A 19,265-nucleotide genomic window follows, 5' to 3' on the forward strand; every position below is an offset into this window, starting at 1 on the left:
CGCATCGTGCCGGCGTCCCTTCCTTCCCGGCACGAAAAATCCCTCGCCATCCCTCCGCCGCAGGCCTCTCGAACAGGCTTTGAGTCCGCCCCACGCAGGTCCTGGCCTGCGCGGGGCGGTACGCGCAGGGGGCGGTGGGGCGGCGTTCAGGGACCGGCCCGTCGCACATCCTGTCAAGTGATGATGTGTAAAATATTAAATGCCTGACGGAATTTGTTGCGCCCTCGCTCGCCCTGGACCACTGACGCGTGTACAGCGGGGAAGAGTCATGGTATACGGATTTCCCGGCAGCCAACCGCGACGCAAGTTCCGCGGACTGCCCGGCCGGCCTCGCCTTTCCCGGCAGGCCGTCGACCGAACGCTCTAGAGGAGACCTCCCCATGCCCTCGATTGGCCCGGCATGGCTGCCTGCCATGGGTGTCTGTGGATGCTGGTGATCCAGACCTACCTGGCGGGCATGGGCGAATTGGCCGATCTCACCGCCCTCGCCGGCCTGCGCCTCGGCAGCCCGCTGGAGTTGCGCTGCGCACCGGCGCGGGGGAGCAGGGCGCGGCGCATCTACGTCCATGCGACGGATGGCCGGGTGCTCGGCTTCCTGCCGCCCGACGACGCGGCCTCGCTGCCGATCCTGCTGGATCAGGGAGCGAGTGCCACGGCCAGCATCACCGCGATGGTGCCGGCCTTCATGCGGCCGCGCCTGCAGATCGAGGTGCGCGTGACCGGTCAGCGGCGCCGGCGGCCCCACCTCGCGGCCTGACGGGCCCTGCGCCCGCTTCCACCGCGCGGCCCGCCCGGGACGTCGGGCTCCGACGAGTGGTCCGATGGCGAGCGATCCGGTGGGAAGCGGCCCGCCCTGTCCGGCACCCTGCCTTCCGGTCCCCCGGCCGGTCGCCGGCGGCGGTTCCTGTTCCCCTGCCGGTCCGCGCTTGCGCGGCCCGGCGTGATCCCTCGGTCCGGCGCGCGGCCGCTCACTGCCGTCCGGGCGACCCCGCGCGTGCTACCGGTCCGCGCCGGTCGGGGATGATGCGGGCGGGTATCAGTCCAGGTCGACGGCGTGCAGGCGCAGCACCTCGATGCCCACCACCTCCAGGGTGGCGACATGCGTCGCCTCCAGCAGGACCGGCGGCGCGCAACCGGCCGCCAGCGCCTCCTGCCAGCGCGCGGCGCAGAGGCACCAGCGATCGCCGGGCCGCAGCCCGGCGAAGCCGTATTCCGGCCGTGGCGTCGACAGGTCGTTGCCGCGGCGCTTCGAGAATTCCAGGAACTCTTCCGTCATCTCGGCGCACACGGTGTGCAGGCCGAAATCCTCCGGGGCGGTGTTGCAGCATCCGTCCCGGAAGAAGCCGGTGAGGGGGGCCACCGAGCAGGGCAGCAGCTTGCCGCCGACGACGTTGCGTCCTTCCGGGCGCGCGACGGGATGCCCCGCCGGGCGCCGGTCGGGGCGATCCTCCGGCGGGCCTGCCGGCCCGCCTTCGGTCCCGCGCAAGGCGGCCTTGCCCTTCGCGCGCCGTTCAGGCCGCGGTGCGGATCGCGGCGGCCTTGACGGACTCGTCCACGTTGCCCGCGAAGGTCTCGAAGTTCTTCTCGAACAGGCCGACCAGATGCGTCGCCTGCTTGTCGTAGGCCGCCTTGTCGGCCCAGGACTCGCGCGGGTTCAGCACCTCGTTCGGGATGCCCTCGACGTCCTGCGGCATGGCGAGGCCGAAGAACGGGTCGGTGATGAAGGCCGCGTCCTTGAGCGAGCCGTCGAGCACGGCGCGCAGCAGGGCGCGGGTGTGCTTGATGCTCATGCGGTGGCCGGTGCCGTAGGCGCCACCGGTCCAGCCGGTGTTGACCAGCCAGCACTGCGCGCCGTCCCGGGCCACCAGCTCGGCCAGCATCTTGCCGTACACCTCGGGGTCGCGCGGCAGGAAGGGCGCGCCGAAGCAGGTGGAGAAGGTCGCCTGCGGCTCCTTGCCCAGCCCCTTCTCGGTGCCGGCCACCTTGGAGGTGTAGCCCGAGAGGAAGTGGTACATGGCCTGCGCCGGCGTCAGCTTGCTGATCGGCGGCAGCACGCCGAAGGCGTCGGCCGTCAGCATCACCACGTTCTTCGGCAGCTTGCCGACGCCGCCGGGCACGGTGTTCGGGATGTACTCGATCGGGTAGCAGGAGCGCGTGTTCTCGGTGCGGGAGCGGTCGGTGAGGTCGAGGTTGCCCTGCTCGTCGCCGACCACGTTCTCCAGCACGGTGCCGAAGCGGTGGCTCGCGTTCCAGATCTGTGGCTCGGCCTCCTTCGAGAGGTCGATCACCTTGGCGTAGCAGCCGCCCTCGAAGTTGAACACGCCCTGGTCCGACCAGCCGTGCTCGTCATCGCCGATGAGCTGGCGCTCGGGGTCGGAGGAGAGGGTGGTCTTGCCGGTGCCGGAGAGGCCGAAGAACAGCGCGACGTCGCCATCCTTGCCCATGTTGGCCGAGCAGTGCATCGGCAGCACGCCCTGCGGCGGCAGCAGCCAGTTCATCACGGTGAAGATCGACTTCTTGATCTCGCCCGCGTAGCTGGTGCCGGCGATCAGGATCGTCTTCTTGGCGAAGGAGAGGCAGATCGCCGTCTCGGTGCGCACGCCGTCCACGGCCGGGTCGGCCATGAAGTCCGGCGCGTGCAGGATCACGTAGTCCGGCGTGAAGCCTTCCAGCTCGGCGCGCTCGGGGCGGATGAACATGTTGCGCGCGAACAGCGCGTGCCACGGGCTCGTGCTCACCAGCCGCACGCGGATGCGGTACTTCGGGTCGGCGCCGGCGTAGAGGTCCTGCGTGTACAGCTCGGGCGCCTGGCCGAGATAGTCGCGCACGCGCGCCGAGAGGCCCTCGAACTTCTCCACCGGCAGCGGCCGGTTCACCTTCCCCCACCAGACCTCGTCATGCGCCTCGGGGTCGTCCACGACGAACTTGTCCTGGACCGAGCGGCCCGTGTGCACGCCCGTGTTCGCCATGAAGGCGCCATCGGCCGAGAGCGTGCCGTCGCCGCGGCGCAGCGCGTTCGCGTAGAGCCCGTTCGCCGTCAGGTTGGCGTGGATCGGGGCCGCGCTGCGCACGCCGGTGCCGGCGAGAGCGGGATTTTCGGGCAGGCTGGTGATAGCGTTCAAGCAGAACCTCCGGTGGAAGGAAGATGTTCGAGCCGGAGGTCGCGTTGTGCGGCGCTTCCGGTTCGGTTCCTTGGCGCCGTTCCTCTTGGATTGCAGAGGATCCTAGGCAGTAAACCGTAAGCTGGTCAATGCACACTTAAAAGGCAACTTAACTTTCTGTGGGCTCCCCCCGGGCCTGGCGGACGGCGCGCACCAGCGCCTCGCGCACGCCGGCGGCGGTGGCGACCGGCGCGGCGAAGGCCAGGCGTGCCACCAGCCCCGTGGGCGCCGCCCCGCCCTCCTCCGCCCCGCCGGCTTCCGACGCGCCGCCCCCTGCCTCGCTGCCCTCCGGCGTGCCGTCCGGCAGCGCCAGGTCGCAGCCATCCGGGTCCACCCCGGCCAGGCGCCAGGGGCCGGGTGGGGCGCCCAGCAGGCGCTCGGCGATCAGCGCCACCGCCCCGGCATGATCGGCGTTCACGTGCGCGACGATGCCTGCCTCGGCCGCCGCGATCGCCGCCACCGCCGCCGGGTCGGGCAGCAGCGCCGCGCGGGCCAGCCGCGTCGCGCGGGCGAAGCCGCCGACCAGCAGCGCCGATCGCGGCCGCACCCGCCAGAGCCCGAAATCGGCGAAGCCGGCGTAGAGGGCGGCGTAGGGATGGCGCGACAGCCAGCGCGCCTTCAGCGGCGGCGCCTCCGCGTCCGGCACCGGCTCGGCGAGGCCGGTCAGGGTGACGCGTGGCGTGGTCTGCGGATTCGGCCCCGTGGCGGCGCCGGTGAACAGCAGCGCGCAGCGCGGCTCGGCGCGGAGCTGGCGCGTGTGCTCCGACAGGGCGGAGAGCCAGAGCAGCACCGCGAGGTCGGGCGCCGCCGCCGGCGTCACCAGGCTGGCGAAGGGCTGCCCGCCCGCCGCCGTGGCCAGCGTGGCCGATCCCGCCGCCCGCACGAGGCAGCGCGCCTCGAAAGCCGCCGCATCCATCGCCATATCGCCAATCCCACCCTGCCGGCCCGCCGCTTCGGCCCGCCTCGCGCCACAATCGGCGGCGATCCTGGGTCGCGCCGGGGTGACGGCCCGCCCGGCCGTGCCTAATGAGTGGCCGAGACCGACGACCGCGCCCCCGGAGCCCCGCCGATGCCCGCCACGATCGCCCTGGTGGATGACGACCGCAACATCCTGACCTCGGTCAGCATGACCCTGGAGCAGGAGGGCTTCCACGTCCGCACCTACACGGACGGCGAGAGCGCGCTGCAGGGCCTGCTGGCCAAGCCCGCCGACCTCGCCGTGCTCGACATCAAGATGCCGCGCATGGACGGGATGGAGCTGCTCCAGCGCCTGCGCCAGCGCACCGCCATGCCGGTGGTCTTCCTCACCTCCAAGGACGAGGAGGTGGACGAGCTGATGGGGCTGCGCCTCGGCGCCGACGACTACATCACCAAGCCCTTCAGCCAGCGCCTGCTGCTGGAGCGCATCCGCGCCCTGCTCCGGCGCAACGAGGCGAGCCGCTCGGAGGGGGCCGGCTCGCCCCCCGGCGGCGTGCTGGCGCGCGGCGACATGGTGCTGGACGAGACCAAGCACACCTGCACCTGGAAGGGCCACCCGGTGCAGCTCACCGTCACCGAGTTCCTGCTGGTCAAGGCGCTGGTGGTGCGGCCGGGCATGGTCAAGAACCGCGACCAGCTCATCGACGCCGCCTACGGCGAGAACATCTACGTGGACGACCGCACCATCGACAGCCACGTCAAGCGCGTGCGCAAGAAGTTCCGCCAGGTCGATCCCGACTTCGCCCAGTTCGAGACCCTCTACGGCATCGGCTACCGCTACAAGGAGCAGTGAGGCCACCATGCCGGAAGGCGGCGCGGCTCCCCCACCCCTCGCGTCGCCCGCCCAGGCGGGCGGCCGTGCCGCGCCCCGCGCCCCGGTGGCCAGGGCCGACCCGACGCGCCGCCTGTGGCATTCGCCGCTGCTGCGCCGCATCCTGCTGATGAACGCCCTGCCGCCGGCGCTGCTGGCGGCCTCGCTGCTCTACCTCGACCAGTACCAGAACGGGCTGATGGCCGCCGAGGTGGAGAGCCTGCGCACCCAGGCCCGCATCTACGCCAACGGCATCGCCGAGGCCGCGGTGCGGCCGCAGGACGACCGCATGGTGCTCTCGCCCGACGCGGCGCGGCCGCTGCTGCGCCGGCTGGTCGAGCCCTCGCCCAACACCCAGGCCAAGCTGTTCGACAACAACGGCCTGGTGGTCGCCGACAGCCGGCTGCGGGAAGGGCAGGGGGGGGCCATCGTCTCCGAGCCGCTGCCGCCGCCGGAGCCGCGGCGCATCTTCGCCGGCACGCTGGCCGGGCTCTACGACCGGCTGATCGGCCTGTTCCCGCGCTCGGTGCGCGGCGCCAGCGGCCGCGACGGGGTGGTGGTGGACGTCAACCCCGACGCCCCCTCCTTCGACTGGCAGCCCGATCTCGGCCCGGACCGGCGCGAGGAGCTGCGCATCGCGCTGGAAGGCGGCGTGAACCCCTATGTCCGCCGCACCGCCGACGGCCGCCTGCTGGTCTCGGTGGCCGAGCCGGCGCGGCGCGGCAACCAGAGCGTCGGCATCGTGCTGCTCACCCGCGAGGCGCGGGAGGTGGACCAGCGGCTGTTCGAGATCCGCTTCTCCGTGCTCGGCCTGTTCGCCCTGGCCCTCGCCCTGACCGTGGCGCTCTCCGTCTACCTCGCCCGCACCACGGCGACGCCGATGCTCCAGCTCGCCGCCGCCGCCGCCGCGATGCGCGCCGGCAAGGGCCGCGCCGGCTCGGTGCCCGAGCCGCTGCTGGCGAGGCGCGACGAGATCGGCGTGCTGGCGCGCGACCTGCAGGATTCGGCGACCGCCCTCTGGGCCCGCATCGACGCCAACGAGCGCTTCGCGGCCGACGTGGCGCACGAGCTGCGCAACCCGCTCACCTCCGTCCGCTCGGCGCTGGAGACGCTGCTCAGGGTCGAGAAGCCCGAGGACCAGAAGCGGCTGCTGGCCATCATCGCCGAGGACGCGGTGCGGATGGACCGGCTGATCGCCGACATCTCCGACAGCTCCCGCGTCGATGCCGAGCTGTCGCGCACCGCCTCGGAGCCGGTGGACATCGGCCCGATCCTCTCGGCCCTCGCCGAGCTGCACCAGGCGACCCGCAAGGAGAACGACCCGGTGGTGGCGCTGGAGGCGCCCGACCGGCTCGTGGTGCGCGGCGTCGAGGGGCGGCTGGTGCAGGTGCTGCGCAACCTGCTGGGCAACGCGCTCTCCTTCTCCCCGCCCCGCGGCACGGTGCAGGTCCGCGCCCGCCCCACCGGCGCCATGGTGGAGCTGACCGTGGAGGACGAGGGGCCCGGCATCCCCGAGGCCAGGCTGGAGGGCATCTTCGACCGCTTCTACTCGGAGCGGCCGAGCGGCGAGCAGTTCGGCAAGCATTCCGGCCTCGGCCTGTCCATCAGCCGGCAGATCGTGGAGGGTCTGCGCGGGCGGATCAGCGCCGAGAACCGGCGCGACGCCAACGGCAAGGTGATCGGCGCCCGCTTCATCGTGCGGCTGCCGGCCGGTTAGAGCATTTTCAAGCTGAGCGTCCTCGCTCAGCGGCTCGGAAAATGCGAAAAATCAAAAGGCTAGAGCCGTTCCGGCCTGATACAGTCAGGGTGGATCGGCTCTAGGGACCGTCCGCGCCGCCGGTCCCGCTGCCGCTGGCCGGCCGGAATTGCGGGGCTGGCCGCGGCCCTGCCCGCCGGCGTTCCGGACGGGTCGGTTCCCGTTCCCGTCCGGCCGACGGGGCGGCGAGAGGGCGGCACAGGCGGCTGGCACGCAGGGGTGGCGGCAGGAAATCGATTTCGCCTTCATGGGGGAGATTGATCTGTTGCGGACAACTTATCCGTGAATTAATGGGGCCCATGTCGCCTGTGCGCCCAGACCTTGGTCTGCAACTGACGGCCGACCCCGACATCGCGCCCGACGGCCCGCGTGTGATCGAGGCGGGCCGGAGCCGTGGGCCGGGGGCGAGCTGGTCCTCCCTGCCCTTCTCGCTGGAGGGCCTGCCGCTCCTGGAGGAGGCGCTGCGGGCGGTGCCGCAGGCGGTCATGGTGACGGACCGGCAGATGCGGATGATTTTCACCAACAGCGCCTACACCGGCTTCTTCGGCCTTCCGCCCGAGCTGTCGGGGGGCGGCGCGCCGGTCCAGCCCGCCATCGACGCCATCGCGGCCTCGGGCGAGTACGGCCCCGGCCCGCCGGACCGGCACGCCAGCTTCCGCAAGGCGGCGATCCGCAACGGGCTGCGCTTCCAGCTGGAGCGACGGCGGCCACGCGGCGGGCACCTGCTGGTCGCCGGCTGCCCGCTGGACCATGGCGGCTATCTGACCCTCATCACGGACCTGTCGGTCCGGGACGCGCCGTCCGCGCCGGTCGAGCTGCTGGCGGAGGTGGAGGCGCTGCGGGCGGAGAACCGGGCCCTGGCGCAGCTCGCCACGACCGATCCGCTGCTGGGCATCCCGAATCGCCGGGGCTTCGCCCGTCTGGCCGGGGCCGAGCACCGCCGGCTGCGGCGGGAGCGGGACCGGAACACCGTCCTGCTGCTCGACATCGACCACTTCAAGTCGATCAACGACACCCACGGGCATGCCTCCGGCGACGCGGTGCTGCGCCGGATCGCGCGGACCCTGCAGGCCACGTTGCGGCCGGGCGACCACCTGGCACGGCATGGCGGCGAGGAATTCGCCGTGCTGCTGCCGCGGACCGGCCTGGAGCGGGGGCAGGAGATGGCGGAGGCGCTGCGCCTCGCCGTGGCGGAGACGCCCGTCGCGCTGCCGGCGGCGACGCTGCGCGTGGCCATCTCCGGCGGCGTCACCGAATGGGCTCCGGACGAGGGCATCGACGAGGCGCTGGCCCGCGCCGACCGGCACCTCTACGTCGCCAAGCAGAGCGGCCGGAACCGGATGGTCGCGGCCTGAGCCGTCGGCCCGGCCTTCCCGGCATCGCCGGGTCCGTTGCCCCGAACGCCGGCGCCCGCCGTCACCGACCGTTCCGTCACCGAACGGTCCGTTACCGAACGGTCTGGGCGGCCGTCAGCGCGAACAGGTCGTAGCTGTGCTCGGCGACGCGGAACCACAGGAACTGGTCGTCGCGGAACTTGCGGTAGCTTTCCCAGAGCTTCCGGAACCGCTCGTTGCGGCCGCCGATCTCCTCGTAGAGCTGGTGCGCGGCGCGCCAGCCGGCCGCCATCACGTCGCGCGGCCAGGGGCGGAGCTGCGCGCCGCCGCCGACCAGCCGGCGCAGGGCCTCCGGGTTGCCCTGGTCGTAGCGCGCCATCATGTCGGTGTTGGCCTCGGCGCAGGCCGTCTCCAGCGCGTAGCGGTAGGGGGCGGGCAGCGCCGCCAGGGCCTGCTGGTTGACCAGCAGGTGGGTCTGCGCGCAGGGCTCCCAGAAGCCGGGATAGTAGTAGTAGGGCGCGACGCGGGCGAAGCCGAGCTTCTCGTCGTCGTAGGGGCCGACGAACTCCACCGCGTCGATCGTGCCGCGTTCCAGCGAGGGATAGATGTCCGAGGCGGCGAGCTGCGTCGGCACGGCGCCGAGCTTGGCGAAGACGTCGCCCGCGAGGCCGGCGATGCGGAACTTCAGCCCCTTCAGGTCGTCCAGCGTCTTCACCTCGCGCCGGAACCAGCCGCCCATCTGCGCGCCGGTGTTGCCCATCAGGAAGGGCACGGCGTTGTAGCCCTTCAGCATCTCCTCCATCTGCGACAGCCCGCCGCCGTGCAGGAACCAGGCGGTCTGCTGCCGCTCCGTCATGCCGAAGGGGATGATGGTGAAGAAGGCGAAGGAGGGGTCCTTGCCGGTGTAGTAGTAGGTGGCGGTGTGGCAGCACTCCACCGTGGCGTTCTGCACCGCGTCCAGCGCCTGCAGCCCGCCGACGATCTCGCCGGCCGGGAAGGCGCGGATCTGGAACTTCCCTTCCGTCATCTGCGCCACGCGCTGCGCCATGCGCTCGGCGGTGCCGAACAGGATGTCGGTGGAGCGCGGGAAGGAGCTGGTCAGCCGCCAGCGCACCTCCGGCACGGCCTGGGCCAGGGCGGGGGCGGCGAGCGCCGCGGGCGCCGTGGCGGCGGCGGCGGTGAGCAGGGCGCGGCGTTGCATGGCAGTCTCCCGGAAGACCTGATCTGTCACGGCCGATAGAGCGGATCGCCGACGGGCGGACACGCCCGGCGGCGTGAATCCGCGCCGAGAACAACGAGCTACGGCGAACCGCAGTCCCAACCGGACTGCGGTTCGCTGTAGGGCAGGGCGCAACATCGGTGAAGCACGCCGGGGTCATGTCGGCCAGAAGGTTGCTGCAAGGCTGTCGGGGCCGGCCTGCCCACCCCTCCCCCCGGGGGGCCGCGCGGGCCCCGCGGCCTCAGCCTCCCCGCCGGCGGCCGCTCCAGACGTAGCGGCTCGACATGGCGAAGTTGAACACCGAGGCGACGAACACGCCGGCCAGCCCCGAGACCAGCCAGTTGGAGCCGTGCGCGAAGGCGAAGCTCGCCACCCCCACGTTGGACAGCGCGCCGGTGCCGCAGACGAGGTAGAATTTCAGCAGCCCGCCCAGCGCCGCCATGCCGCGCAGCCGGCGGTCGCGGTAGGTCAGGTTGTTGTTGACCAGGAAGTTCGAGGTCATGGCGACCAGCACGGCGACGGTCTGCGACAGCTCGAAGCCGAGCCCCGCCACGCGGTTGAGCCCGTAGAGCACGGCCATGTGCACGACGAGGCCGAGCAGGCCGGTGACCCCGAACAGCACGAAGCGGGCCGGGATGCGGCCGGCGCTGCGCTTCTCGAAGATCATGCCGATGTAGTCGAGGACGACGGTGGCGTTCAGCTTGCTCTCCCCGGCCTCTCGGCGGCGGAAGGTGTAGGGAACCTCGGCGACGCCGAGCGGGCGCGGCGCCGAGGCGGCGATGTCGAGCAGGATCTTGAAGCCGGCCCCCGACAGGTTCGGCGCCGCCGCCAGGAAGGCCTCGCGGCGGATGGCGAAGAAGCCGCTCATCGGGTCGCTGATCGCCTGGGAGGCGGGCGTGGCGAGGCGGGCCATCCAGGTGGCGAGGCGGCTGCCGGCGCGGCGGGCGCCGTTCCAGTCGCCGGTGCTGCCGCCGCCGGCGTAGCGCGTGGCGACGACGAGGTCGCGGCCGGGCTCGGCCAGCCGCTCCAGCATGCGCGGGATGACGCGCTCGTCGTGCTGCAGGTCGGCGTCCATCACCACCAGCGTGGGGGCGTAGGTGGCGAGGCAGCCCTCGATCACCGCCGAGGAGAGGCCGCGCCGGCCGATGCGCCGGACGCAGCGCACCGTGTCGCCGCCGAGCGCCGCCGCGTCCACGAGGTCGGCGGTGCCGTCGGCCGAATCGTCGTCGACGACGATCATCTCCCAGGGCACGAGCCCGTCCAGCGTCTCGTGCAGCCGGCGGGCCAGCACCAGCACGTTGTCGGCCTCGTTCCAGGTCGGCACGATCACGGCCAGCGCGACCGGACGGGCGGGGGCCGGCAAGCCGTCGGGTGATCCGCCGGTTGGATCCCCGGGCAATCCGCCGGGCGCTGCCCCGGACGATCCGCCGGGCGCCGCCCGGGGCGATCCGCCGATGGCACCCGGGGGCTCCGCCCCGGGTATCCCGTGAGGCGGCCCGATCGTGTCGGCGTCGTTGCTGGCTCGGTTCATGGTCGGGTAAGGGGCGCTTCCGGTGCCGGTCGCGGCCGTACCGGGCGCCGCCATCCGGGGACAAGGGCGCGGTGATCGGCCCGGAGCGGCCGGGCTGTCAACCGCGCGCCGCCGCGCGGCCGCCCGTGCCGGCGGCCGCGCGGGCGCCGCCGGAGGGAGGCGGCGCACCGGGCGCATGGCAGCCTCCCCCGTGGGCAGGCCCGTGGCCGGGGCCGCGGGACGGGAGAGGCCGCCGCCGGCTCAGTACCGGTACAGGTCGTGCTTGAACGGGCCCTGCGCGCTCAGGCCGAGATAGTCGGCCTGCTTGGGCGTGAGCTTCGTCAGCTGCGCGCCGACCTTGGCGAGGTGCAGCGCGGCCACCTTCTCGTCGAGGTGCTTGGGCAGGGTGTAGACCTGGTCGGTGCCGTAGGCCTTGGCGTTGGTCCACAGCTCGATCTGCGCCAGCACCTGGTTGGTGAAGGAGGCGCTCATCACGAAGCTCGGATGGCCGGTGGCGTTGCCGAGGTTCACGAGGCGGCCCTCGCTCAGCACGATCAGCCGCTTGCCGTCGGGGAACACCACCTCGTCCACCTGCGGCTTCACGTTCTCCCACTTGTAGTTGCGCAGGGAGCCGATCTGGATCTCGCTGTCGAAGTGGCCAATGTTGCACACGATCGCGCGGTGCTTCATGGCGCGCATGTGGTCGAGCGTGATGACGTCCACGTTGCCGGTCGCCGTCACGAAGATGTCGCCGCGCGGGGCGGCGTTCTCCATGGTGACGACCTCGTAGCCCTCCATCGCGGCCTGGAGCGCGCAGATCGGGTCGATCTCGGTCACCAGCACGCGGCAGCCGGCGTTCTTCAGCGAGGCGGCCGAGCCCTTGCCCACGTCGCCGAAGCCCGCGACCACGGCGACCTTGCCGGCCATCATCACGTCGGTGCCGCGGCGGATGCCGTCCACCAGCGATTCACGGCAGCCGTAGAGGTTGTCGAACTTCGACTTCGTCACGCTGTCGTTGATGTTGATGGCGGGCACGAGCAGCTTCTTGTCGCGCGCCATCTCCCACAGGCGGTGCACGCCGGTCGTGGTCTCCTCGGAGATGCCCTTGACGTTCGCCTTCAGCATCTCCGGGTACTTGTCGTGCATCAGCGTCGTCAGGTCGCCGCCGTCGTCGAGGATCATGTTGATCTCCCAGCCGTCGGGGCCCCTGATGGTCTGCTCGATGCACCACCAGAACTCCTCCTCGTTCATGCCCTTCCAGGCGAAGACGGGGATGCCGGCGGCGGCGATGCCGGCCGCGGCGTGGTCCTGGGTCGAGAAGATGTTGCAGGAGGACCAGCGCACCTCGGCGCCGAGCGCGATCAGCGTCTCGATCAGCACGGCGGTCTGGATGGTCATGTGCAGGCAGCCGGCGATGCGCGCGCCCTTGAGCGGCTTCGTCTCCCCGTACTCCCGCCGCAGCGCCATCAGGCCGGGCATCTCGTCCTCGGCCATCGAGATCTCCTTGCGGCCCCACTCGGCGAGGGAGATGTCCTTGACCTTGTAGTCGGAGAAGGCGCTGGCGTCGGGCATCGGTCTGGCGATCCTTGCGAATATAAGTATCTCTTTATACCTCCTGGCGGCGAGCGGAAGCAACACGGTCGGCAGCCACCAAATCCATATCGAATTCGATTCAAGACACACCGTTGTGTCGAAATGCTACACTGCGCTTGCGATATGTTAACACTGAAAGTAGGAATCGCTCGCAGTTGCATTGGCTGATGGAGTGACTGGGGTGGATCGAGGTTTCGGACTGTTCGCGTCGGTGTCACGTGGTGCCCTGCTCGCGAGTTGCGCATTGATGGCCACCGGACCTGCCCTGGCGCAATCCGACCCCGAGGCCAGGCCGGACCGTGCCGGCAGCGGCCGGCGCCCCGCCGATGCCCCCACGGCGCCGGTCCAGCTCGCCCAGGCCGCTCCCGCCGCCGTCCCCGCCGCCGCCGCCGAGCTGCCCACGGTGACGACCACCGGGAACCAGCTTCCCGCCAACACCCTGCAGCGCCCGACCGGCATCGACCGGCTGCCCGGCACCATCCAGAGCACGCCGCAGGCGATCACGGTGGTGCCGCAGGAGATCCTGCAGCAGCAGAACGTCACCACGCTGGACCAGGCGCTGCGCAACGTCCCCGGCATCTCGGCGACGATCGGCGAGGGCAACGGCGGCGTGAACGGCGACCAGTTCCGCATCCGTGGCTTCAACGCCATGAACGACATCTACGTGGACGGGCTGCGCGACTTCGGCGCCTACACGCGCGACGCGTTCAACATCGACAGCGTCGCCGTGCTCAAGGGCCCCTCGGCGCTGACCTTCGGCCCCGGCAACGTCGGCGGCGCGATCAACATGAACAGCCGCTCCGCCCAGCTCGGCAATTTCGGCGGCATGACGATGACCGGCGGCCTCGGCGAGCTGGCGCGCTTCACCGGCGACATGAACCTGCAGGTGAACGACACCACCGCCGTCCGCTTCAACGTGATGGGCAACTACAACCGCGTGGTCGGCCGCGACGTGACGGATTCCGGCCGCTTCGGCTTCGCGGGGTCGGTCGCCTTCGGCCTCGGCACCGACCTGACCTGGACGCTCGACTACTTCCACCAGACCACGCGGGCGACGCCCGACTACGGCATCCCGCTGGCGGCGCGGCCGGGCACCACGGTGGCGCGGCCGGTGACGGATTTCGGCGTGCCGCGCTCGATGTTCTACGGGCTCAACACGGACCGCGACAACACCGACGTGGACCGCGGCACCTCGCGCATCCGCTGGCGCGCCAACGACTGGCTGACCCTCAACAACGACACCCGCGTGGCCTATGCGCGGCGCGACTTCGCGGCGAGCCCGGCCACCTGCGCCAGCACCGCGCCCACCAACTGCGTCGCCTACCTGTTCGACAACAACCCGCGCACCGTCCCGACCGCCACCATCGGCGGCGGTCCGCCGATCTTCAGCCAGAACACGGCGGGCGTGCAGAACATCACCACCGCCACGGCGCGCTTCGCCACCGGGCCGATCCGGCACGAGCTGGTGGCCGGCCTCGACGTGTCGCACCAGAACGACTCGCGCGACAACCTCTCCGTCTCCCCCACGCGCGGCTTCCAGAACCTGTTCGATCCGAGCCACGACGGCAGCGTGTACACCGATCTGGCCGGCACCGGCGCGACGGCCAGCCGCCGCATCAGCCAGGGCGCCGTCGGCGCCTTCCTGATGGAGCGCATGTACGTGCTGCCGACGCTGTCGCTGATCGGCGGCTTCCGCTGGAACAACTTCCGCACCGACTACGACACGTTCGGCCCCGGCTTCGCCCGCACCTCGATCAACTCGAACGTGGACGTGATCGACCCGCGCGCCGGCCTGGTCTGGGAGCCGACGCCGAACCAGACCTACTACTTCTCCTACGGCACCACCTCGCAGACGCCGGGCCAGTTCATCGCCTCGCTGCCCGCCACCTTCACCCTGGCCAACTCCCAGCTCGCCCCCGAGCGCGCCACCATCTACGAGGTCGGCGCCAAGCTCGGCTTCTTCGACGGGCAGCTCGGCGTCTCGGGCTCGCTGTTCCGGATCGAGAAGTCGAACGCGATCCAGACCGATCCCTTCACCGGCGTGATCACCTCCTCCGGCGACCAGCAGCGCGTGCAGGGCTTCGAGCTCGGCATCACCGGCCGGCCGACGCCGGAGTGGAGCATGCTGGCCACCTACGCCTACCTCGACTCGCAGACGACCTCCTCCACCACGGCGGCGAACGTGAACCAGCGCGTGCCCTACGTGCCGCTCAACTCCGTCTCCTTCTGGAACACCTACGACTTCATGCGCAACACGCCCTACAACGTCACGGCGGGCGTGGGCGTGATCTACCGCAGCAGCCTCTGGCTCAACGCGGCCAACACGGCGCAGGTGGGCGACACCATCTCGCTCGACGCGGTGCTGACGCACAAGATCAACGACACCTGGCGCGTGCAGATGAACGGCTACAACCTCACCAACCGCCTGAACTACGACGGCGTGTTCGGCAACCGCATCGTTCCCTCGGCCGGCCGGACCGTCACCTTCACCCTGGCCGCGACCTTCTGAGTCCCGGCCCGCGAAGCCTGCCACGATGACCGTCGCCCCGGCCACGCGCCGGGGCGGCGGCCGCCCCGAAGGATCGACCTCATGCTCGTGCACGTCCCCGAGGTGCTGACGCAGGAGGAGGTCGCCTACTGCCGCCACCGGCTGGAGCAGTCGGCGTGGGTGGATGGCGGCGCCACCGCCGGCGAGCAGGCGGCGAAGATCAAGCACAACCTCCAGATCCCCGAGGACGCGCCGGTCGCGCGCGAGCTCGGCGAGATCGTGCTGCGCGCCCTCTCGCGCAGCGCGCTGTTCACCACAGCGGCGCTGCCCTACCGGGTCTATCCGCCGATGTTCAACCGCTACGACGTGGGCATGGATTTCGGCGCCCACGTGGACAACGCCATCCGCCTCGTGGCGCAGGCCGGGATCCGGATCCGCACCGACGTCTCCACCACCCTATTCCTGACCGATCCCGGCGACTACGACGGCGGCGAGCTGGTGGTGCAGGACACCTACGGCACGCAGGAGGTGAAGCTGCCGGCGGGCGACATGGTGGTCTATCCCGCCACCAGCCTGCACCGGGTGAACCCGGTGACGCGCGGCAGCCGCTGGTCCTCCTTCTTCTGGAGCCAGTCCATGGTGAAGGACAACGGCCAGCGCGAGCAGCTCTACACGCTGGACATGGGCATCATCCAGGTGCGCCAGGACCTGCCGGACGACCATCCCGGCGTGCTGGCGCTGACCAGCACCTACCACAACCTGCTGCGCCGCTGGGCGGATCTGTAGCGGCGGGGGAGGGCGTCGCCCTCCCCCGGACCCCCGCCCACCAAAGGGCGAAGCCCCTTTGGAAACCCCCTTGCGGGAAAGTCGGCGCGGGTCGAGGCATCACGCCGAGAACCGACGGGGTTGGGGGCTTCGCCCCCGGCGGAGGGTCCGGGGAGGCAGCGCCTCCCTGGCGGGCGGAGCCCCGCGGGCCCGTCAGTCCGAGGCGCGTATCCCCGCCTCGCGCACCACGCGCGTCCAGCGCTCCCGGTCCTCGGTCGCGGTGCGCCGCAGCGCCTCCGGCCCGTCCGGCCGCGGCTCCATGCCGACGCCGAGCAGGCGCTGGCGCAGCTCCGGCTCCGACAGCGCGGCGCGCGCCGCCTCGCCGATCCGGTCGCGCTGCGCGTCGGGCAGGTGGGCGGGGCCGTAGAGGCCGAACCAGGTCTCCACCACGTAGCCCGGCACGCCCGCCTCGGCCGCGGTCGGCACGTCGGGGGCGAGCGGCGAGCGGGCGGCGCCGGTGGTGGCCAGCGCCCGCACCGTGCCGGCGGCGATGTTGGGGTTGGCGGTCAGCGGCACGTCGAACAGCGCGTGCACGTCGCCGCGCCGCAGCTCCGCATAGACGCCGCCCGTGCCGCGATAGGGCACGTGGACCATGCCGAGATCGGTCAGCGCGTTGAACAGCGCGCCGGTCAGGTGCGGGATGGTGCCGATGCCGGAGGAGCCGTAGTTCACCGAGCCGCGATGCGCCCGGGCCCATTCGATGAAGCCGCGCAGGTCGGTCGCCGGCACGGTGGCGGAGACCAGCACCAGCGCGGGGGTCGCGGCGAGGAGCGCGATCGGGGTGAAGTCGCGGTCCGGATCGTAGGGCAGGCGGGTGCCGGAGGCGGCGGCCATGGCCGGGCCGGTGGCGTGGGTGCTGTTGGTGGTCAGCAGCAGGGTCAGCCCGTCCGGCGCGGCGCGGGCCACCAGCTCCGCCGCCGGCACGCCGCCGGCGCCGGGGCGGTTGTCGATCACCACGTTCTGGCCCAGCCGCGCCGCCATGGCCGGAGCCAGCAGCCGCGCCATGGCGTCGGTGGCGCCGCCGGCGGGGAAGGGGACGACGAGGCGGATCGGCCGCGCCTCCGCCTGGCCGGCGGGCTGGCCGGCCGTCTGGGCGAGGGCCCGGCCCCGGGACAGGGCCGGCAGCAGCGGGGCGGCCCAGGCGAGGGCGGCGGAGAAGGCCAGCAGGGAGCGGCGGCGCATGCGGAGGTCCTGCGTCGGGGTTCGGGGCCGGTGACGGGCGTGCGCGGCAGCGTAGGGACAAAACCCGTCCCCGCGTAGCCGGCCGGGCCGCCGTGGCCGACGGGCCCGACCGTTTCCGGCGCTCGATTCGAAAACGGAAGAAGATCCGGGAGGGCCTCGCCCTCCTGGTGGATGGGGGCCGGGGAAGGCGGAGCCTTCCCCGGGGGCGGATGGGGTTCCGAAAAGGCGGTGCCTTCTCCGATACCGCAAAAGGAAAGCGCCGGCCGGGTTGCCCCGGCCGGCGCCTGCAAGGCTCCGGAAGCGCCGGCCGCGGCCGGCGCCGCCGCGATCACTCGGCGTTCTGGTTCCGGCGGCGGATGGCCGCGGCCAGGATGTCGCCCAGCGAGGCGCCGCTGTCGGACGAGCCGTACTCGGCCACGGCCTTGCGGTCCTCCTCGACTTCCTTGCCCTTGATGGTCAGGGCGAGGCGGCGGCCGGCGCGGTCGACCGCGGTGACGCGGGCATCCACCTTCTCGCCGACCGAGAAGCGGTCGGGGCGCTGGTCGTCGCGGTCACGGCCGAGCTCGGCGCGGCGGATGAAGCCCGTCAGGACCTCGTCGACCTTCACCTCGATGCCGTTGCTCTCGACCTTGGTGACCGTGCAGGTGACGATGTCGCCCTTGCGGATGCGGTCGAGCACCTCGGCGGCCGGGTCGGACTCGAGCTGCTTGATGCCGAGGCTGATGCGGCTCTTCTCGACGTCGACGTCGAGCACCTTCGCCTTGACCATGTCGCCCTTGTTGTACTGGGCCATGGCCTGCTCGCCGGGGAGGTCCCAGGAGAGGTCGGAGACGTGCACGAGGCCGTCGATGTCGTTCGGCAGGCCGATGAACACGCCGAACTCGGTGATGTTGCGGACCTCGCCCTCGACGATGGTGCCGGGCGGGTTGGCCTCCAGGAACAGCTCCCAGGGGTTGCCCTGCGCCTGCTTGATGCCGAGGGAGATGCGGCGCTTGCCCTCGTCCACGTCGAGGATCATCACGTCCACCTCCTGCGAGGTGGCGACGATCTTGCCCGGCGGCACGTTGCTCTTGGTCCAGCTCATCTCGGAGACGTGGACCAGGCCCTCGACGCCCGGCTCCAGCTCCACGAAGGCGCCGTAGTCGGTGATGTTGGTCACGCGGCCGGAGAACTTGGCGCCGACCGGGTACTTCAGCGCCACGCCGTCCCACGGGTTGGCCTGGAGCTGCTTCATGCCGAGCGAGATGCGCTGCGTCTCGGGGTTGAAGCGGATCACCTGCACCTTCACGGGCTGGCCGATGGTCAGCAGCTCGGAGGGGTGGTTGACGCGGCGCCAGGCGAGGTCGGTGACGTGCAGCAGGCCGTCCACGCCGCCGAGGTCGACGAAGGCGCCGTAGTCGGTCAGGTTCTTCACCACGCCGTCGAGGATCTGGCCTTCCTTGAGGCCCTTGATCAGCTCGGCGCGCTGCTCGGTGCGCGTCTCCTCCAGGATGGCCCGGCGGGAGACGACGATGTTGCCGCCGCGCGAGCGGTCCATCTTGATGATCTGGAAGGGCTGCGGCGAGCCCATCAGCGGCCCGATGTCGCGCACCGGGCGGATGTCCACCTGGGAGCCGGGGAGGAAGGCATGGGCGCCGCCGAGGTCGACGGTGAAGCCGCCCTTGACGCGGCCGAAGATCACGCCCGTGACGCGCTCGTTGGCGGCGTGGGCCTTCTCCAGCAGCTTCCAGGCCTCCTCGCGGCGGGCCTTCTCGCGGCTCAGGACGATGGAGCCGTCGCGGTCCTCGTAGCGCTCGACGAAGAGGTCGATGACGTCGCCGACCTTGACCTCGGGCGACTCACCCGGCGCGCCGAATTCCTTGAGGGAGACGCGGCCCTCGCTCTTGAGGCCGACATCGACGATCGCGAAGTCGTCCTGCACGCGGACGACGCGGCCGGTGACGATGGAGCCGGCGAAGGAGGAGTTCTCGCCGAGGGTCTCGTCGAGAAGGGAGGCGAAGTCCTCGACGCCCGAATTGGCGACGCTGGTCGCAGTGGACATGGATGAGCGGGTTCCGGTGCGGCTGGAGCGGGAGGAAGTCCCGCTGCCTGTGGTCATGCGCGCCCGCGTCGGTCTCGGCGGGTACGGCTTGGCCGGGGCGTCGGTGACGCGCGCGCGGCCCTGGTTGCGGATGGATCGGCCGGGAGGCGGCCGGGTAGTCTGGCGGGGCGATCCGGCGGGGGCGGCATGCCGCCCCCTCTGCCTGCGCGCCCCTCCGCCTGTACGATGGGTATACAGGCACGCGCCTCCTAGGCCCTCGGCGCGGCTGCGTCAAATCTCGTTGTCGGAAGGTGCCGGTTCAAGGGGGGCGGCCGCCGGCGGCACGCTTCCGCCGCCCGGCGGCGCGGCCGCGGGCGGGCCCCCCCCC

Annotated in this window: 14 protein-coding genes; 6 read left to right on the forward strand and 8 right to left on the reverse strand. The window is 71.7% G+C overall.

Features of this window, described 5'->3' with window-relative positions; translation table 11 throughout:
• Positions 1-427: 427 nt before the first annotated feature.
• The gene (locus M0638_RS12395; protein ID WP_248667303.1) at positions 428-757 is read left to right on the forward strand and encodes a hypothetical protein; all 330 of its coding nucleotides are present in this window, start codon (positions 428-430) and stop codon (positions 755-757) included.
• Between the two features lie 279 nt (positions 758-1,036).
• On the opposite strand, the gene M0638_RS12400 is transcribed toward M0638_RS12395, so the two are convergent.
• The 3 genes from M0638_RS12400 to M0638_RS12410 form a co-directional block, all read right to left on the reverse strand.
• The gene (locus tag M0638_RS12400) at positions 1,037-1,486 is read right to left on the reverse strand and encodes a DUF2237 family protein (protein WP_248667304.1); all 450 of its coding nucleotides are present in this window, start codon (positions 1,484-1,486) and stop codon (positions 1,037-1,039) included.
• A gap of 25 nt (positions 1,487-1,511) precedes the next feature.
• Positions 1,512-3,113 (reverse strand): phosphoenolpyruvate carboxykinase, encoded by a 1,602-nt coding sequence (locus M0638_RS12405; protein WP_408903487.1) that lies wholly within the window; start codon positions 3,111-3,113, stop codon positions 1,512-1,514.
• A 157-nt stretch (positions 3,114-3,270) separates the two neighbouring features.
• Positions 3,271-4,077: a HugZ family pyridoxamine 5'-phosphate oxidase gene (locus tag M0638_RS12410; RefSeq protein ID WP_248667306.1), complete on the reverse strand. Its 807-nt coding sequence runs from the start codon at positions 4,075-4,077 to the stop codon at positions 3,271-3,273.
• 153 nt (positions 4,078-4,230) lie between these two features.
• On the opposite strand from M0638_RS12410, the gene M0638_RS12415 reads away from it, so the two are divergent.
• From M0638_RS12415 to M0638_RS12425, 3 genes are all read left to right on the forward strand, one after another.
• Positions 4,231-4,932 carry a response regulator transcription factor gene (locus M0638_RS12415; protein ID WP_248667307.1) on the forward strand — a complete coding sequence of 234 codons (702 nt, stop codon included), beginning with the start codon at positions 4,231-4,233 and terminating at the stop codon, positions 4,930-4,932.
• Between the two features lie 7 nt (positions 4,933-4,939).
• Positions 4,940-6,667, forward strand: coding sequence for a stimulus-sensing domain-containing protein (locus tag M0638_RS12420; RefSeq protein ID WP_282571974.1), 1,728 nt, complete (start codon positions 4,940-4,942; stop codon positions 6,665-6,667).
• A gap of 338 nt (positions 6,668-7,005) precedes the next feature.
• On the forward strand, positions 7,006-8,061 hold the full coding sequence (locus M0638_RS12425) for a sensor domain-containing diguanylate cyclase (protein WP_248667308.1): 1,056 nt from the start codon (positions 7,006-7,008) through the stop codon (positions 8,059-8,061).
• A 91-nt stretch (positions 8,062-8,152) separates the two neighbouring features.
• Here the strand turns inward: M0638_RS12425 and M0638_RS12430 are convergent, their stop codons facing one another.
• From M0638_RS12430 to ahcY, 3 genes are all read right to left on the reverse strand, one after another.
• Positions 8,153-9,241 (reverse strand): TRAP transporter substrate-binding protein, encoded by a 1,089-nt coding sequence (locus tag M0638_RS12430; RefSeq protein WP_248667309.1) that lies wholly within the window; start codon positions 9,239-9,241, stop codon positions 8,153-8,155.
• A gap of 259 nt (positions 9,242-9,500) precedes the next feature.
• The gene (locus M0638_RS12435) at positions 9,501-10,622 is read right to left on the reverse strand and encodes a glycosyltransferase (protein WP_248667310.1); all 1,122 of its coding nucleotides are present in this window, start codon (positions 10,620-10,622) and stop codon (positions 9,501-9,503) included.
• A 408-nt stretch (positions 10,623-11,030) separates the two neighbouring features.
• Positions 11,031-12,341: an adenosylhomocysteinase gene (gene ahcY / locus M0638_RS12440; RefSeq protein WP_248667311.1), complete on the reverse strand. Its 1,311-nt coding sequence runs from the start codon at positions 12,339-12,341 to the stop codon at positions 11,031-11,033.
• 268 nt (positions 12,342-12,609) lie between these two features.
• Here ahcY and M0638_RS12445 point away from each other — a divergent pair, with 268 nt between their 5' ends.
• Complete coding sequence (locus M0638_RS12445) at positions 12,610-14,871, forward strand: TonB-dependent receptor (RefSeq protein WP_248667312.1); 2,262 nt, start codon at positions 12,610-12,612, stop codon at positions 14,869-14,871.
• 81 nt (positions 14,872-14,952) lie between these two features.
• Positions 14,953-15,636, forward strand: a complete 684-nt coding sequence (locus tag M0638_RS12450) for a Fe2+-dependent dioxygenase (protein WP_248667313.1) — start codon at positions 14,953-14,955, stop codon at positions 15,634-15,636.
• Positions 15,637-15,828: 192 nt separating this feature from the next.
• On the opposite strand, the gene M0638_RS12455 is transcribed toward M0638_RS12450, so the two are convergent.
• Together M0638_RS12455 and rpsA are read right to left on the reverse strand one after the other, a co-directional pair.
• Entirely contained in the window at positions 15,829-16,857 is a 1,029-nt protein-coding gene (locus M0638_RS12455; protein ID WP_248667314.1) for a Bug family tripartite tricarboxylate transporter substrate binding protein, read from the reverse strand.
• Positions 16,858-17,185: 328 nt separating this feature from the next.
• Positions 17,186-18,898: a 30S ribosomal protein S1 gene (gene rpsA, locus M0638_RS12460; protein WP_248667315.1), complete on the reverse strand. Its 1,713-nt coding sequence runs from the start codon at positions 18,896-18,898 to the stop codon at positions 17,186-17,188.
• Between the last annotated feature and the right edge of the window lie 367 nt (positions 18,899-19,265).

The organism is Roseomonas acroporae (genome assembly GCF_023223525.1).
Classification (GTDB): Bacteria; Pseudomonadota; Alphaproteobacteria; order Acetobacterales; family Acetobacteraceae; genus Roseomonas_E; species Roseomonas_E acroporae.

What these genes read in the sequence shown, in the direction of transcription:
- M0638_RS12395 (WP_248667303.1), top strand. Translation starts at nt 428, where the DNA reads ATGCTGGTGATCCAGACCTACCTGGCGGGCATGGGCGAATTGGCCGAT.
- M0638_RS12410 (WP_248667306.1), bottom strand. Translation starts at nt 4,077, where the DNA reads ATGGATGCGGCGGCTTTCGAGGCGCGCTGCCTCGTGCGGGCGGCGGGA.
- M0638_RS12415 (WP_248667307.1), top strand. Translation starts at nt 4,231, where the DNA reads ATGCCCGCCACGATCGCCCTGGTGGATGACGACCGCAACATCCTGACC.
- M0638_RS12420 (WP_282571974.1), top strand. Translation starts at nt 4,940, where the DNA reads ATGCCGGAAGGCGGCGCGGCTCCCCCACCCCTCGCGTCGCCCGCCCAG.
- M0638_RS12425 (WP_248667308.1), top strand. Translation starts at nt 7,006, where the DNA reads ATGTCGCCTGTGCGCCCAGACCTTGGTCTGCAACTGACGGCCGACCCC.
- M0638_RS12430 (WP_248667309.1), bottom strand. Translation starts at nt 9,241, where the DNA reads ATGCAACGCCGCGCCCTGCTCACCGCCGCCGCCGCCACGGCGCCCGCG.
- ahcY (WP_248667311.1), bottom strand. Translation starts at nt 12,341, where the DNA reads ATGCCCGACGCCAGCGCCTTCTCCGACTACAAGGTCAAGGACATCTCC.
- M0638_RS12445 (WP_248667312.1), top strand. Translation starts at nt 12,610, where the DNA reads ATGGCCACCGGACCTGCCCTGGCGCAATCCGACCCCGAGGCCAGGCCG.
- M0638_RS12450 (WP_248667313.1), top strand. Translation starts at nt 14,953, where the DNA reads ATGCTCGTGCACGTCCCCGAGGTGCTGACGCAGGAGGAGGTCGCCTAC.
- M0638_RS12455 (WP_248667314.1), bottom strand. Translation starts at nt 16,857, where the DNA reads ATGCGCCGCCGCTCCCTGCTGGCCTTCTCCGCCGCCCTCGCCTGGGCC.
- rpsA (WP_248667315.1), bottom strand. Translation starts at nt 18,898, where the DNA reads ATGTCCACTGCGACCAGCGTCGCCAATTCGGGCGTCGAGGACTTCGCC.